12 protein-coding genes are annotated in these 14,322 nt (G+C 52.1%); 8 read left to right on the top strand and 4 right to left on the bottom strand.

Going from position 1 to position 14,322, the window contains the following annotated elements; genetic code table 11:
* Positions 1 to 20 precede the first annotated feature (20 nt).
* Positions 21 to 2,021, bottom strand: coding sequence for a M20/M25/M40 family metallo-hydrolase (locus tag SH668x_RS14055; RefSeq protein ID WP_437185696.1), 2,001 nt, complete (start codon positions 2,019 to 2,021; stop codon positions 21 to 23).
* A gap of 239 nt (positions 2,022 to 2,260) precedes the next feature.
* Here SH668x_RS14055 and SH668x_RS14060 point away from each other — a divergent pair, with 239 nt between their 5' ends.
* The 3 genes from SH668x_RS14060 to SH668x_RS14070 all read left to right on the top strand — a co-directional run bounded on the left by SH668x_RS14060 (position 2,261) and on the right by SH668x_RS14070 (position 5,447).
* Positions 2,261 to 3,454 (top strand): iron-containing alcohol dehydrogenase, encoded by a 1,194-nt coding sequence (locus tag SH668x_RS14060; RefSeq protein WP_437185697.1) that lies wholly within the window; start codon positions 2,261 to 2,263, stop codon positions 3,452 to 3,454.
* Positions 3,451 to 4,383 (top strand): 1-phosphofructokinase family hexose kinase, encoded by a 933-nt coding sequence (locus tag SH668x_RS14065; RefSeq protein ID WP_437185698.1) that lies wholly within the window; start codon positions 3,451 to 3,453, stop codon positions 4,381 to 4,383. Before SH668x_RS14060 ends, SH668x_RS14065 begins: the two co-directional genes overlap by 4 nt.
* Before the next feature lie 185 nt (positions 4,384 to 4,568).
* Entirely contained in the window at positions 4,569 to 5,447 is an 879-nt protein-coding gene (locus tag SH668x_RS14070; RefSeq protein WP_437185699.1) for a carbon-nitrogen hydrolase, read from the top strand.
* A 158-nt stretch (positions 5,448 to 5,605) separates the two neighbouring features.
* Here the strand turns inward: SH668x_RS14070 and SH668x_RS14075 are convergent, their stop codons facing one another.
* Positions 5,606 to 7,093: a hypothetical protein gene (locus SH668x_RS14075; RefSeq protein ID WP_437185700.1), complete on the bottom strand. Its 1,488-nt coding sequence runs from the start codon at positions 7,091 to 7,093 to the stop codon at positions 5,606 to 5,608.
* 343 nt (positions 7,094 to 7,436) lie between these two features.
* On the bottom strand, positions 7,437 to 9,320 hold the full coding sequence (locus tag SH668x_RS14080) for a PQQ-dependent sugar dehydrogenase (RefSeq protein ID WP_437185701.1): 1,884 nt from the start codon (positions 9,318 to 9,320) through the stop codon (positions 7,437 to 7,439).
* 262 nt (positions 9,321 to 9,582) lie between these two features.
* On the opposite strand from SH668x_RS14080, the gene SH668x_RS14085 reads away from it, so the two are divergent.
* The 3 genes from SH668x_RS14085 to queF all read left to right on the top strand — a co-directional run bounded on the left by SH668x_RS14085 (position 9,583) and on the right by queF (position 12,441).
* A complete protein-coding gene (locus SH668x_RS14085; RefSeq protein WP_437185702.1) occupies positions 9,583 to 10,164 on the top strand; it encodes a sigma-70 family RNA polymerase sigma factor in 582 nt (193 codons plus the stop codon).
* Positions 10,165 to 10,300: 136 nt separating this feature from the next.
* A complete protein-coding gene (locus tag SH668x_RS14090; protein WP_437185703.1) occupies positions 10,301 to 11,851 on the top strand; it encodes an anti-sigma factor family protein in 1,551 nt (516 codons plus the stop codon).
* 215 nt (positions 11,852 to 12,066) lie between these two features.
* Positions 12,067 to 12,441 (top strand): preQ(1) synthase, encoded by a 375-nt coding sequence (gene queF, locus SH668x_RS14095; protein WP_437185704.1) that lies wholly within the window; start codon positions 12,067 to 12,069, stop codon positions 12,439 to 12,441.
* On the opposite strand, the gene SH668x_RS14100 is transcribed toward queF, so the two are convergent.
* Positions 12,438 to 12,662, bottom strand: a complete 225-nt coding sequence (locus SH668x_RS14100) for a hypothetical protein (RefSeq protein WP_437185705.1) — start codon at positions 12,660 to 12,662, stop codon at positions 12,438 to 12,440. The two genes, queF and SH668x_RS14100, sit on opposite strands and share 4 nt — an antisense overlap.
* Here SH668x_RS14100 and SH668x_RS14105 point away from each other — a divergent pair.
* Both SH668x_RS14105 and ygfZ read left to right on the top strand, forming a co-directional pair.
* Positions 12,661 to 13,179 (top strand): glutaredoxin family protein, encoded by a 519-nt coding sequence (locus SH668x_RS14105; RefSeq protein ID WP_437185706.1) that lies wholly within the window; start codon positions 12,661 to 12,663, stop codon positions 13,177 to 13,179. The two genes, SH668x_RS14100 and SH668x_RS14105, sit on opposite strands and share 2 nt — an antisense overlap.
* A 74-nt stretch (positions 13,180 to 13,253) precedes the next feature.
* Entirely contained in the window at positions 13,254 to 14,219 is a 966-nt protein-coding gene (gene ygfZ, locus SH668x_RS14110; protein ID WP_437185707.1) for a CAF17-like 4Fe-4S cluster assembly/insertion protein YgfZ, read from the top strand.
* The last annotated feature ends 103 nt before the right edge of the window (positions 14,220 to 14,322 follow it).

Here is a 14,322-nt window from a genome sequence, read left to right on the forward strand (position 1 = left end):
CGATTTCAGAATAATTTGAATCAACCTTTGGAGGTCGCCAGCGTGACGTTGAGGACAACTTCTTGACCTTCCCGTAGCACAGTGACCGCAACTTGTTCGCCCGGTTTGAACTTACGTAATACCAGGTCGAAGTCGTCCAGCCCTCCGATCCGGTCGTCGCCCAACTTGATGATGACGTCCCCACCAAGAATTCCACCTTTAGCCGCGGGACTATCGGCTGAGACACCTTGAATTGCGTATCCTGAAACGTCTTTGCCGAAGTCTGGGATACTACCGAAGTAAGGACGATTCCCAGTCCGTTCGAGTTGAGCATTACCCTTCACTTCAACGTAATCTGGCCGATCGGTGCTGAACGCTGTATCGAGGACGATTTCTTCCAAAAATGTGACGATGCGATCGATGTCTTGAAAATTGATTTTCTCCCAATCGTCGCTTGGTCGGTGATAATCGCTATGAGTTCCGGTGAAGAGATGCAGGACGGGGATTTTTTTGCCGTAAAAGCTGGCGTGGTCGCTGGGGCCAAATCCTTCAGGTTTCTTGGACACGAGAAGCTGATGCTGGGTCGCCCCAGTGTCGACGAGTGCTTCCCAACGGGTTGACGTTCCAGTCCCAAACACCACGAGTTTGCTGTCTTCCATTCTTCCGATCATGTCCATGTTAAACATGGCGATCGTGTTTTCGATCGGGAAAAGAGGCTCTTTCACGTATCGGTCGGAACCGAGAAGGCCTCTTTCTTCAGCAGTGAATGCAATGAAAACAACGCGTCTCGGAAGCGGCTTGTTCAACTTGCCCAGGCGACGAGCCATCTCCAGCAAGCCAGCGACTCCAGAGGCATTGTCATCAGCGCCATTATGGGTTTCTCTGATTTCCGGGGTGAACGACCCTTCCCCCCCTTGGCCGATGTGATCGAAGTGAGCTCCAATCACAATCGTTTCCTCCTTGAGAGGACCTTCTCCTTCGAGAACCCCGATCACGTTTTTGACGGGAACCTTGATTTGCAGAACCGTCGCTTCCCCTGAAGCACTCCAGCCAGAGAGTTCCTTGCTGAGCGGTTTCCCTGTCTCGTCGATCTTCGCTTCGATCTCAGCCAGGGACAGGCCGCTGTCCGACGTGAGAAGCTTGTTACATGTCTCGATGGAAATCTGGAAGACTGGAACAGATTGTCCCTGCCGAGTTCCTCCGTAACCAAATGGCATCAGTGGATCGAGATCGTTTTTCTTGATCAGGTCCTGAAGCTGGATCAAATGCTGGGCGGCGGCTTGCGTCTCTTTTAGTAACGTTACGGTCGTTTCTGCGTTTTCCGGTTGCTGTTGTGAGAGAGTGCCAAGCTTTTTCAACGCCTCGGCGTACTTCTCTTCCAGCTCCTTCTGCGCTGTGACGCCAGAGATGGTGTCATTCACAACCAGGACAGCGACGGCACCTTTCGAAAAAGCCTGTCCCACTTTTGTCGTCAACGCTGCAAAACGGGAGATGCCGTGCCCGACAGCGAATTTGCCCTGCGGATTGTTTTGCTGAGGGTTGCGACGCATCACGACGACAACCTTCCCTTTGACGTCGATTCCATCAAAATCGTTGTACTCAGCTTCCTGCGAATCGATTCCGTATCCTAGAAATGCTACGGGCGCGTCAAAAGTTCCGGTCGACCCAAAGGCGCATGTTCGGAAATCCTTGTCATACTCGAGATTCAGGACTTGGCCGTTTGGACCTTTGAGAGTGAGTACGTTGGTTTCGCCGAGCTTCACACCGTCATTGACTTCGAAATCCTGATAAGCGTCTCCCCCTGCGGCTGTGACACTCAATCCTGCTTTTCTGAACTCATCGACAATGTACTCCGCAGCCTTCTCAATCCCCTGAGTCCCAATTCCTCTCCCTTCAAATTCATCTGACGCGAGGAGTTTGACGTCTTCACGGATTTGCTGAACGGCGGGAGAGAGTTCTTCGGCAAAGCTGATTTGCTCCAAAACGCTTGTCAGTCCAGCGAGGGAAACCAGACTGAGCATTGCACAAGAAAAACGATTCATTGGTGCCTGACTCGTAAGGAAATGAAGAAGTTTCGATGCGATTCTATCCCAAGTCGAAGCGATCAGTACACCGAATCGGGGCTGGATCGCTGGCTCAAATCCGATTGAATCCAAAAAAGATCATCCGTGAGAACTTTTGCGTGCAAATCGTCGTACACGCTCGGTGAAGCGGCGGGAATTTGTTAGTTTACTGGAAGAAGTTTCCACTCCACTCCTGCTGACCTACTGAAAGGCCTGCGATGTCTGCTCCGATTCGCTTCGACCTGATTCTTCCAGGGCGAATCGTCTTCGGCTGGGGTCAGAGAAATTCGATTGGCACCCTAGCAAAGTCGCTCGGAAACCGTGCGTTCGTGATTGATGGCTCCCGCAAGTTACGCGAGTCGTCTGAATGGACTGATGTCGTCGTTGGTCTGAAGTCGGCGGGAGTCAGCGCGGAGTTCATTTCGACAGCGACGCAAGAGCCAACAATTGAAGATGTCGATACCGCAGCAGCGATTGTGCGTCGGTTACAGCCTCGACAGGGCGATTTCGTTTTGGGAATTGGCGGTGGCTCCGCGATGGATCTGGCTAAAGCTGTCGCAGTGATGGCCACTTACGGTGACGGCGAAAGTGTTCGCGACTTTCTGGAAGGGATTGGGACCGGAAGAACTCTCGATCGTTCTCCACTTCCACTGATGCTGGTGCCGACAACCTCTGGAACGGGGAGCGAGGCGACTAAAAATGCCGTGATCTCGTGCACAGAGCCACCCTGCAAAAAGAGTTTGCGTTCGGACAGGCTCATGGCGTCGATCGTCTTGGTCGATCCGCAATTGACGGTGACGATGGGACCGGAACAAACCGCTTTCTCCGGAATGGATGCCATCACGCAGTTGATTGAAAGTTACACCTCCAATCGTGCTCAGCCTGTCACAGATGCCTGGTGCGACATGGGATTGAAATTGGCGTTAGGAAGTCTCGTCAAAGCTGTCTATTCGCCGAACGATCAGCGAGCCCGTGAAGAAATGGCCTCAGCTGCACTTCTCTCCGGGATGGCATTGGCAAACTCCGGTCTCGGGATGGCTCATGGGGTCGCAGCAGCTCTGGGCGCCATCTGCGATGTCCCACATGGTTTGGCATGTGCCGTCATGTTGCCAATCACGCTGAAGACCAACCGTGAGCAGATTGCCAGTAAGTTGGAAGCACTGACAATTATCTGGAAAGTGTTAAAGAAGGAAAGCAATGTCGCAGCAGTGAAACCAGCTGTCGACTTGCTCATCGAGACCGTTGAACAGATCTGTATGGCATTGAAAATCCCCTCTCGCTTACGAGACTTGGGAGTTCAAAAAGATCAGATTCCGCTTCTTGTCGCTGGCTCTCGCGGGAACAGTATGAACGGAAATCCACGTCACTTGAGTGACAGCGAACTGACCGAGATTTTGGAGGCTCACTGGTGATTGTTTCTGCGGGACTCTCTCCTGCCTGGCAACAGATTTTAAGATTCGATTCCTTGCAGATTGGTGAAGTCAATCGTGCAACAGATGCCTGCTGGTGTGCATCCGGGAAAGTCATCAACATTGCGACCGCCGCTGCGACATTGGGAAGCGATGTCACGCTGCTGACCTCAATTGGCGGGCTCTCTGGAGAAGTGATCCGAGCAGAAATCGAAGAACTCGGGATTCGCGCGTACTGGACCGAAACGGATTCCGCCACACGGGTCTGCACCACACTCCTTGATGCGCGCGGGAAGACTACGGAACTCGTCGAGAACGTCGCGGATATTGAGCTTGAGAAACTGGCTGAATTCATCGATCAGACGAAGATCTACGCGAACGTAGCCAGCGTGACGGTTCTCTCGGGATCCCTTCCCCAGAATGCCCCGGTGGATACGTTTGAGCGAATCATCTCGCAAACACACAAGAAATTTGTGCTGGACATCCGCGGAGAACACCTCAAGCAGGCCCTCATTCATGCCCCCTTCCTGATCAAGCCAAACCGGGAAGAACTGGCGGCGACTGTCGGAAAATCACTCGCTGCTGAGGACGACCTGTTGCGTGAGATGCGCCGGCTGAATCACGAAGGTGTGCAATGGGTTGTTGTCAGCGATGGCGAACAGGGTTGCATTGTGACATCAGCCGACCATGCTGTGCGCTTGTCCGTTCCGAATATCAAATTGATCAATCCGATTGGATGTGGCGATTCCCTGGCGGCTGGGATCGCAAGAGAGCTTGAGCGCCACGACGATGTGATTCAGGCGGTTCGATTCGGCATGGCGGCGGCAGCCAACAACGCAGAACAACTGCTCCCTGCACGCTTGTGCCTGCAGCGATGCGAAGAACTGGTCGAACAGGTCAAAGTCGAAGAAGTGAAGCCTCCGCGAGTTTAGAAGTTTGGAGAGTAGCGGTTTGGAAAGTTGACGACCGGGAATCGATTGTTTTTCAAATTTTTGTCATTTGAGACAGATCTCTGATCCAACCAGTCGGAACGCTCGTTTATAAATTTCTCGATCTCACTTTTTGTTTACTAATCAGAGACGGACGGCACCGTTGAATTGCCGGGAGAGTAACGACGATGTCAAAGAAAGTGAAAGTGGGGCTGATCCAGCGGTCAGTCGGATTGGATCCGGAAGTCAACTTCCGTGACACCGTCGCCGATATTGAGCGAGCAGCAGAACAAGGGGCGCAGATCATCTGCACTCAAGAGTTGTTCCGATCGCAATATTTCTGCCAAAGCGAAGATTACAAAAACTTTGAATTGGCTGAATCGATCCCAGGACCAAGCACCGAAACATTAAGCCCAATCGCCAAAAAGCATGGCGTTGTCATCATCGCCTCGCTGTTCGAACGCCGTGCGCCGGGCCTTTACCACAATACGGCAGTTGTGATCGACGCTGATGGCTCGATTGCGGGAATTTACCGCAAGATGCACATTCCAGACGATCCGCTGTTCTATGAAAAGTTCTATTTCACCCCCGGTGATCTGGGCTTCAAAGCAATTCAGACCAAGTTTGGAAAAATTGGCGTTCTGATTTGTTGGGATCAGTGGTATCCAGAAGGGGCTCGACTCACAGCACTGGCCGGGGCAGAGATTCTCTTTTATCCGACTGCAATCGGCTGGCACCCAGCAGAAAAAGAAGAATTCGGAAAAGCTCAGCACTCTTCTTGGGAAACGATTCAGCGCAGCCACGCCATCGCGAATGGTGTATTCGTCTGTGCTCCGAACCGTTGCTGCCATGAAGGAAGCAAGGAAGATGGAATCGACTTCTGGGGGCAGAGCTTTATCTGCGATCCACGAGGCCAGATCATCGCCATCGCTCCTTCAGACAAGCCTGAAATCCTGATTGCAGAATGCGATCTGGGAAGTATCGATTTCCAACGCACTCACTGGCCGTTCCTTCGAGATCGTCGCATTGACGCCTACGAAGACATTGTGAAGCGTTACCGCGACTAATCATGTCCTAAGGAACAAAGTGGCCGTTTCAATTGCTCGACTTCCGCTCGGGTAATGAACTCGGGTGATGAAGTGGTCACCACAAGAAAAAAGAGCCGCACAGCAAACTGTGCGGCTCTTTTCATTGATATTGTTTTGCGTCAGCAAATCAGGTTTGGTTAGGCCTCTTCTGAAGAGTTGGACATGCTCGGATCGACCGCGTCCTGCTTCAATGCATAGAGCAGGTTTTCTCCCATCTTCTGGCTGCACTTCGGGCACTTCGCCTTCGCGATTCCTTTGGGAGATTTTCCGCCGAGGTTTTCTTTCTTGCGGCTGACCTCGCTGACAACGGTTTTGCAGGCACCGCAGCGATAGGCCACCACTTCCAGTTTGGCGGTTGGGTCGGCCTGGAAGAGTTCTGGACTCTCCAGTGTTTTGATCAACATGTCCGAATAGTGATCCTTGTTGACCGTCGTTTTGGCTTCGCTCGGAACACCATCGCTGACACCCAGTCCAACGATGCCGTAATTTTCTTCGATCGCTTTGGCAAATTTCCAGAATTCGGTGATTCCGAAGGAAATGTAAGTCGGGTGCTTCATGCCGTCCTGCATCGGCAACTGGACAGCGATACGACCTGTTCCGAACACCGGAACTCCGTGGAACAGTGATGCTCCGCGGTTTGTTGTCGGCTGGACCACTCGAATCTGCGAGACTTCGTCAACAGTGAAGATGTATTTCTCGCCCACAGGGAGATCGTTGAGCGGTTTGTCCTCTTTGACATAGGCGAGCATCTGTTCGCGAACAGTCTCTTTCTTGTCTCCCCCTTTTCCAAACATTCCCCCGCCCCCCTTCTTGGCGAGGACAGCGACGACGAGTTGATCCGGGGAGAAACCAACATCGGCTTCGATAAATTCCTTGAGAAGACTGTCTGCTTTCAGCTTCAGTTTCTCCGGCTCAATTGCGTGGACGTGCAAGTCGGTGATCCACGTCTTGAACTTATCCTCGCCTGGGGCCGATGCTGCGGCAGCAACAGTCGGCTTCTTGTATTGTGGTGGATCGACGGGGACAATGAACGGTGCCGCGCAACGGGGACACTTCCCTGTCATTCCGCGGTGTTCCTGCTTCACTTCCACCTTGCACCCGTAAGGGCAGTAAATGATGAGTCCACCGCCTGCTGTGACAACAGGACCGGTGAGCTTTCGCCCTTTGAGACGCTGCTTGACTTCCTTCTCTTCCTGTCTGGCGATGTCGAGTAGAGCATCTCCGCCAGTTGCTACGGAATGTGAAACATTGTCGTCCCCAGCTGACTGACGAACCGGCTTCTCTTCCGCTGGTGACGGTTCAGCGGGTTCATCAAGGAACGATTCACTGACGTCCGGTACAGGAGGCTGTAATTTGGACTCAACCTGTTGAACGGCAGGTCGGTGAGCGATCGAGGGGACAGATAGCTGAAAATCGTCTTCGTCGTCGTTGGATTCGAACGATGACATCTCGTTAGCGGGAACTTCACTCAAAATCACGGGAGCAGGGTTCGCCTGCATTTCCATGTATTTCTGTTCAAGTTCAGGATTCATGAATGCGCCGCAGTTCCAACAGCGCAGGGAATTGACCCGCACCATTTCTCCGCATTCTGGGCAAGGATTTTCTTTTGCGGCAGCCTGATTCATGAAGATTTCCTGGATCAGCGAAGGGAAAGCGAAATAAAACTTGAAATGATTGATCTCTCAATGATCGTCACAACTCAATGCCGTGACAAGTCCATACACGGTTTTGTTTCGGTTCCAGAGGGGGCAACTTGACTGGACCGGAAGACTTGCGCGTGTCGATGCTGTCAGATGGTTTACCTGAGGTGTAGCGATCGTAATGGTTGTAATACGGCTAATTTCCTCGACAGACTCTGAGCGCTGCACTCAATTCTCTCAGCTACATGTCATTTGACAAGAAAAAAATGAAGGCTGATTCATGGAACCAGCCTTCATTCAATTCAGTAAGTGCCTCTCTCAGAGACGGTTACTTCTTTTCAAACTTGAAGACACCTTTTCCGTTGGCGGTCACGATCCCGAAGTAGGTTTCCCCTTCCACATCCTCGCCGAAGGTGAGAATTGGCAGCTTTTCAGTGGGGATTTCTTCGTTGGCGACAAACTTCTGACCCGCTTCGTCGTACGTCAACGCCCAGACTCGGCCGCTCACGTAGTCCGCGTAAATGTACTTTCCTTGGAGTTCCGGAAGGTTTTTACCACGGTAGACATTTCCACCGGTGATCGATTTCCCGACCTGATGATCGTATTCGAAGACAGGGAAGATGGTCTTTGCAGCGTCGACTGACTTAGAACCAAATGGATGAGTCCCTTCGAAGCTGTTCCAGCCGTAGTTTCCGCCTTTTTCGACAATGTCAATTTCTTCCCAGAGATTCTGCCCGACATCTGCAGCCCAGAGGTGACCAGTCTTTTTATCGAAGGCCATCCGCCAGATGTTGCGGAATCCGTACGCGTAAATCTCAGGAGCGACACCTTCTTTGCCAACAAATGGGTTATCCGCTGGAATTCCATAAGCCTTCCCCTCAGCAGGATGATCCACGTCGATGCGCAGGATCTTGCCAAGAAGAGTCTTCAGGTTTTGCCCGTTTCGGTGTGGGTCATCCCCCGCTCCGCCGTCACCGAAAGTGACGTACAGGTAGCCATCTGGGCCAAAGACGATCGTTCCGCCATTGTGGTTCCAGTATGGCTGTTCGAGAGTCAGGATGACTTTTTCAGTTGCTGGGTCGACGTAGTTCGGGTTGTCTTTGGAAACCTGAAACTGCGAGACAATCGAAATCAGGCCTGGCTTCTTGATGTACGAAGCGTACAGTAGGCCGTTTTCTTTGAAGTTCGGGTGGAATGCAAAGCCGAGGAAGCCTTCTTCGTTCTTACTATCGCTGTAGTTCACACGATCGCGAATGTCGAGGAAAAGCTTCGACTCAGTCACATCTGGTCGATTTTCGAAGGTCCAAATGGCTCCCCATTGCTCAGCGACAAACAGGCGGTTGCTTCCATCATTTGGAGCAGTAATGACGATCGGACGAAATGGCTTGTTGCGTCCGCTTTCGTCCTCTGGTTCCCACTGATCCCAGACCAGTTCTGGAAAAGCAACGACAGGTTTCAGCTCCAGTGTCCCGGTGCTGATGTTCGGAGCTCCCTGACCTTGTTTGATCTCACGAATCTTGATGTTGCGATAAGCGACTTCATCGCCGTGGTCCTGCAAAACCAAATGGCCCGAAGCGTGCTTTCCAAAGTTTGGCATCGAAGCAAACTTGCTTGCTGCAACACGCTTGTTCCAGTCTTCGCTGCCTTTCTGGAATGAAGCGTAGTGAACCCCGTTCATCTGGATTTCGCAGTTCTGCGGGGTAATTCGCACGTAAAGCTGATTCCACTCACCAGCTGGCCGTGTGGCGTCCAGAGTCTCACCTGAGAGTCGATCTTTCCCTGGTGAATACAGCTGATAAAGCCAGCCAGAGCGTTGAGGGTCATGTCCATCGACGTTGTCCTGAATCTGAATTTCAGGGCCTTCTTCCCAAGGTGCACCGGTGTTCTCAGCGACGTGGAACATCAACCCGCTGTTGCCCCCCTTGGAAATCTTGTAGTCGAGCAGAAGTTCAAAGCTCTCGTACTCGCCGTTGGTGATGATGTCACCAGCATTGGCTTCTTTTCGGACGAGAGCTCCTTCTTCTACAACCCAGCCGCTTCCGAGTTTCGGCTGCTTGTAATTCCTCCAACCGTCGGTGCTTTTACCGTCGAACAGCAACTTCCATCCAGAGACCTCTTCATTCGGAGTTAAGGTATTGGGCTCACCTGCGAACGCAGCAGCAAACGGGGTGAGCAACAGCAAGGAGGCTGCTGAGAAGGTTCGAAAGTTCATAGAGTCTTTCACCTTGAACGGAGAATTTGGATATTCGAATTTTGATTTGAATGGTAACCGTGGATCGGTGAGTTCGTAAAGTTCGCAGAAGGTATTGGTCATACGAAATCGGCCGAGTCTGGGAACAACACGCGATGCGCACGGCGTGTCTCTTCGCTGGATTTTTCAGCTGACTCAGTGAATCTGAGAATCTGATTGCCCGAATTCAGATTTCGGTTAGAATTTTTGGAACTATTGGGTTCTCAATAACCTCTTAAATCTGATGATGATGCCAACCGACGACTCACGAATCATTGAGTTGACGCTGGCAGGGAATCGAGACGCATTTGGAGAGCTGGTGCTGAAGTACCAGGATCGACTCTTCGGAACGCTTGTTCACCTGCTGGGGTCGACGCATGATGCACGTGATGTCGGGCAAGATGCGTTTCTGCTTGCCTACCGCAAGCTGAAGACGTTCCGGAATGAATCTTCGTTTTATTCATGGCTGTTTCGGATCGCGTATCACGCTGCCATTTCGAATCGTCGAAAACGAAAAGGGCCCCTCCATTCGTTGGATGAACAGAAAGAACGGACCGGCATCGAACCAGTGCATCTGAATGCTTCGTCGAGTCCGGACCATGGACTCATTTCAGTTGAGACCCAACAGCAGGTGCGCGACGCTCTGGACTCCATTGGAGTCGAATACCGTGATGCAATCGTCCTGAAGGAAATTGAAGGGTTGAAATACGAAGAAATTGCGGAGATCCAGGACTGCCCGATCGGTACAGTTCGCAGTCGAATTCACAGAGCACGGATTTTATTGAAACAACATCTCACTCGTGTTGCGGAGCGGGAGCAAAATTGAAGTGAATTTAATTTACTGGTGAGCGGTTCATCTGCTAACGGCAGACACGGATGATAGTCGTTTTTTGAATAGGAAATCTTGATTGGGATGAAATTTTAGGTGGGCGAACTTCGCACCCCTTGGCAGTTGTAGACTTATGTCAAAGCGAATCACTGAAGAGCTGTTATCCGCCTATCTCGATGGGGAGTTGACTCCCACCGAGAAGCTGGATCTGGAACGTGAATTGGAAGTCTCGCTTCCATTGCGCGAGCAGCTGAATGCGCTCGGTGAAGTCGGCTTGCAACTCAGATCACTGCCACGCATGCATGCCCCGGTCGATTTTCGATCGAATATCATGCAAAAAGTTCTTGCAGAGCCGGAAGACGTGTTACCGGGTCGTCGTTCCGGATCGGGTTTCGGGAAGAGTCTTCGTCGATGGGCCCTCGCTCCGATGGCGGGATGCCTGGTGCTAGGATTGGCTATTGTTCTGCTTCAACGAAACGGAAATGGTCCTGCAGAATTTGCGAATAACGTTGTACACGAAGACAACTTCCCTGCAGTCGATCATCCCAACGCGATGATCGCAGCCTCGGCTCCGGTGATGGAGAGTACAGAAGCTGGTTTCGGGGCCAATTTCGATGGAACCGAGTTTGATTTATCGGCTTCGCCAATGGATCAGCCGGCCTCTGCGAACCTCGCATACCTGACAGAAGTCCCGACAATCATCTTGAGCAAAGAGCAGATACGCGATCGTATTTCTGCATTGAACCGGGCTCCAGTCTATGGAAACTCCATTCAGCTTCCGGAAGCGACAGAAGCTGAGACAATTGATACCCCGATCCTCGTCGAGTTCACCGTCGTGGATGTTCTGCAGTCGATGAACCAGATGCAGGTCCTTGTCGAACGTAGCCAATTGAAATCTGATGCAGCAGTCCCTGTTCAGGTATCAAATACTTTGGAATCCAAAAATGGAATGCGGTCCGACCTTGGTCAGGTGGCGATCGAACTCGAACTTGCTGGCCCAGAAATGGCGGCGGTATTGAACAACCTCCAGGCTTACGATGCTGTTCTCTATGTTGAAGAAGGGGTTGAGACCGCAAATGGTCGTATCGCTCCCAATCAGGAGCTTTTGTCACAAAACTTGAATGGTGCTCAGCCTGATGAGATGTTGGGAGCAATGGGAGGCATCGGCCCGGAACCATTCAGCCGATCATTGAATACCCCAAGCATGCCCACACCGGCCCCGATGCCCCAAAAAACAGATGCGGGTGACGCCAATCACGTGCTCGGAACAGCCTCTATCGAGTCAAGAAACGGAGCAACTTCTCCTGGAGGACAACGACAGTTCAACTTTTATCAGATCGTTTCACAGCAGGACGCTCTTTTGCAGGACATGGCATCAGGCGGCGGCGATGCTGCGAAAGAACAGATGCGTGGTGGACCCGTTCAGTCAAAACAGTCTGTAGAAGAGCCTGCCGAGAAGCCTGGTACTGCAAAGTCAGTTCAGGTGCAGTCACGAATGCAACTTAATTCTGCAAATGAACCATCGCAGCAGGGCCCGATGCAGCGGAATTCGGGAGTCAGGCAGGAGAATTATTCTGCTCCCCGTTTTCGTGCTTACGTCGTCCTGAAGAAGCAGCCCGATGAGCCTTCCACCGAGGCGGCCCCTGCACGCGATGCGACTAAGAAACCAGAGACCGAAAAATAATCGGAACTCATCGCGACGGCCGCGGAAGGATCGGCCGCTACTGGTGCGTGGTCGCCATCGGATTTTTGCGGTCGAGTTTTCGTAGGCTGCATCCAGTCCTCTTGATTCCTTCCCGCTGGGGACTCCGTTGACGATACTCTCTCGGACGGTATTCTTGCGATTGCCGTTTATTCTTTGAGTTGATGTCATCAAGACATCTGGAGTCGTTAAATACAATGTCTGCACCATCTCGCGACCTGCTGGAAACGTTCGAGAATCCATTCCCTCAGCGGAATTTTGTGATCGATACGATTTGTCCTGAGTTCACTTCGCTCTGCCCGATGACCGGTCAACCGGATTATGGAACTCTTACGATTTCGTACATTGCAGAGGCCAAGTGCTTCGAGCTGAAATCTTTGAAGATGTACTTGCAGTCTTATCGCAATCATGGTGCTTTTTACGAACGAGTGACGAACACCATTCTGGATGACCTTGTGGCGGTTGTTGAGCCACGATGGATGAAGATCGAAGCAGCGTTCACACCACGCGGGGGGATCCGGACAACAGTGATTGTTGAACATCCTGACCGCCCATTGCCGAGCGCTCGTTAGTCTCGATCGAGAGAGAGGACGTGCCGCTCAGCAGAGTCGACATCACGTTCGGTGGCGGAAGTTCCATCCCGAATTTCGTCGCTGCCAGAGTTGAAGTCTCGAAGCAGTTTCGTCCTCGCATATGTGAAAGAAGATCGCAGGAACCGCATCCAAAACTGCTGTAATTCCTGCGATCTTACCATCGGAAGTGTGCTCATCGCGTTCGCAGGAGGCGAGTCCATGACAGCCGAAAACTCCACCTCATCAAACGTCATGCCAGGTCGGTTTCTGATGTTGATCGGCGTGGTGGGAATTGTCGCAGGCTTCGCGTCGGCGATGGATGGACTTCCTTCGAGTCTGCAGTCCTTCGTTCGTTCGAACTCTGCGATGTGGTGGCTCGGCAGTGGAGCATTTCTCGTCTGTGGCATGAGAATGCTCTGGACGGCCGGCTACGGACGAACGGAGTGGGAGCCAGAACGCTCCGGTGTCCGGTTTCATTCCGTCATCGTGTACACTCAGCCTGACTGCCCATTATGTGACGAGGCGATGGACGTGTTATTGCGATATCGCCCGTGGTTACCCATCGCCACCGAAGTCAACATTCTTGACGATGTCGAGTTGCTGGAACGGTATCAAACGTCTGTACCAGTCGTTGTCATTGATGGCAAGCTGCGGTTTCGCGGGAGAGTCAGCGAAGTCCTGGTTCGACGACTGGTTGAGGGAACCCGTCCGGTTCCCGTGATGCAAATCCTCAAGTGAAGTCTCTGTTGCGGAGGTTGATCTCCCCTCTGCCACGGCGGTGATTCACTGTACGTAATCGGAAGGAAAAGATTGTGGCCAATACGTTGTCGTCACCTGAGTCTCTCCAGTTTACTCTCGAAGGCTGGACACAGTTCGAGATGTCGGGGACAGGTGCCAAATCTTTCCTGCATAACTTCTCCACAAACGATATCAACAAACTGGACATCGGGAAGACGTGTGAAGCGTTTGTCTGCGACATCAAAGGCCGCATTCTTGGGCATCTGCTTGTGGCAAATCCCAATGGTTCATTGAGAATCTTCGGGGTCCCCGGCACGGCAGGGACAATTGTTCCACATCTCAAGAAATATCTCCTCGACGCACCTGTCGAAATTGTTGATCGAAGTGCAGAACTGGACTTATTGCTCGTCACAGGAAAACAAGGCGAACAGAACCTCGCCGAAGTACTGGGCATCACATCAAGTTGCAGCTTGGGAGAGTGCCAACAGGTCGACATGCCCTCTGGCTCGGTCGTTGTCACCAGAACAGATCTCCTACCTGCGACTGCCCTGCTCGTCTCCGGCGATTCCATCGTGATTCAAGCTATTCAAAAGTCCTTGAAACAGGTCGGCGTTGAAGCCGGCGACGATGCGACCTTCGAACGCCTGCGCATTGGCGCTGGTTTCCCTTGGTATGGTCGCGACATCTCCGCAGACGATCTCGGGCAAGTCGCTGCTCGTACCGAACGTGCCATCAGTTTCACGAAGGGATGCTACCTGGGTCAGGAGCCGATCGCCCGCCTGGATGCCATGGGGCATACAAACCGCGAACTGCGAGGGTTTCTGATTGAATCGGGTGGGGCGCAAGTTGGTGACGTGCTTCTCTCGGGGGAAAAAGAAATTGGTAAGTTGAGTTCCGTTGCAACGCTGCCCGGAACAAACCAGTCAATCGCTCTTGGGATGATTCGAACCCAGTTCGCAGAAGTGAATTCACAGGTCGATCTCAGAACTGCGAGCGGAGTGGTTCAAGCAAAAATTTATTGGCCAGCACTTGCTGAGTAGCTGACCGGGCAACGCATTGGAACGTTTCCTCGTTTCCTGAGCAGACTCCCATTGATTTCATGGAATCATTCAGTCAATGTGAATGAAAGCGACTGAATCAGAA

Source organism: Planctomicrobium mucosum, from assembly GCF_051466335.1.
In the GTDB taxonomy this organism is placed as follows: Bacteria; Planctomycetota; Planctomycetia; order Planctomycetales; family Planctomycetaceae; genus Planctomicrobium.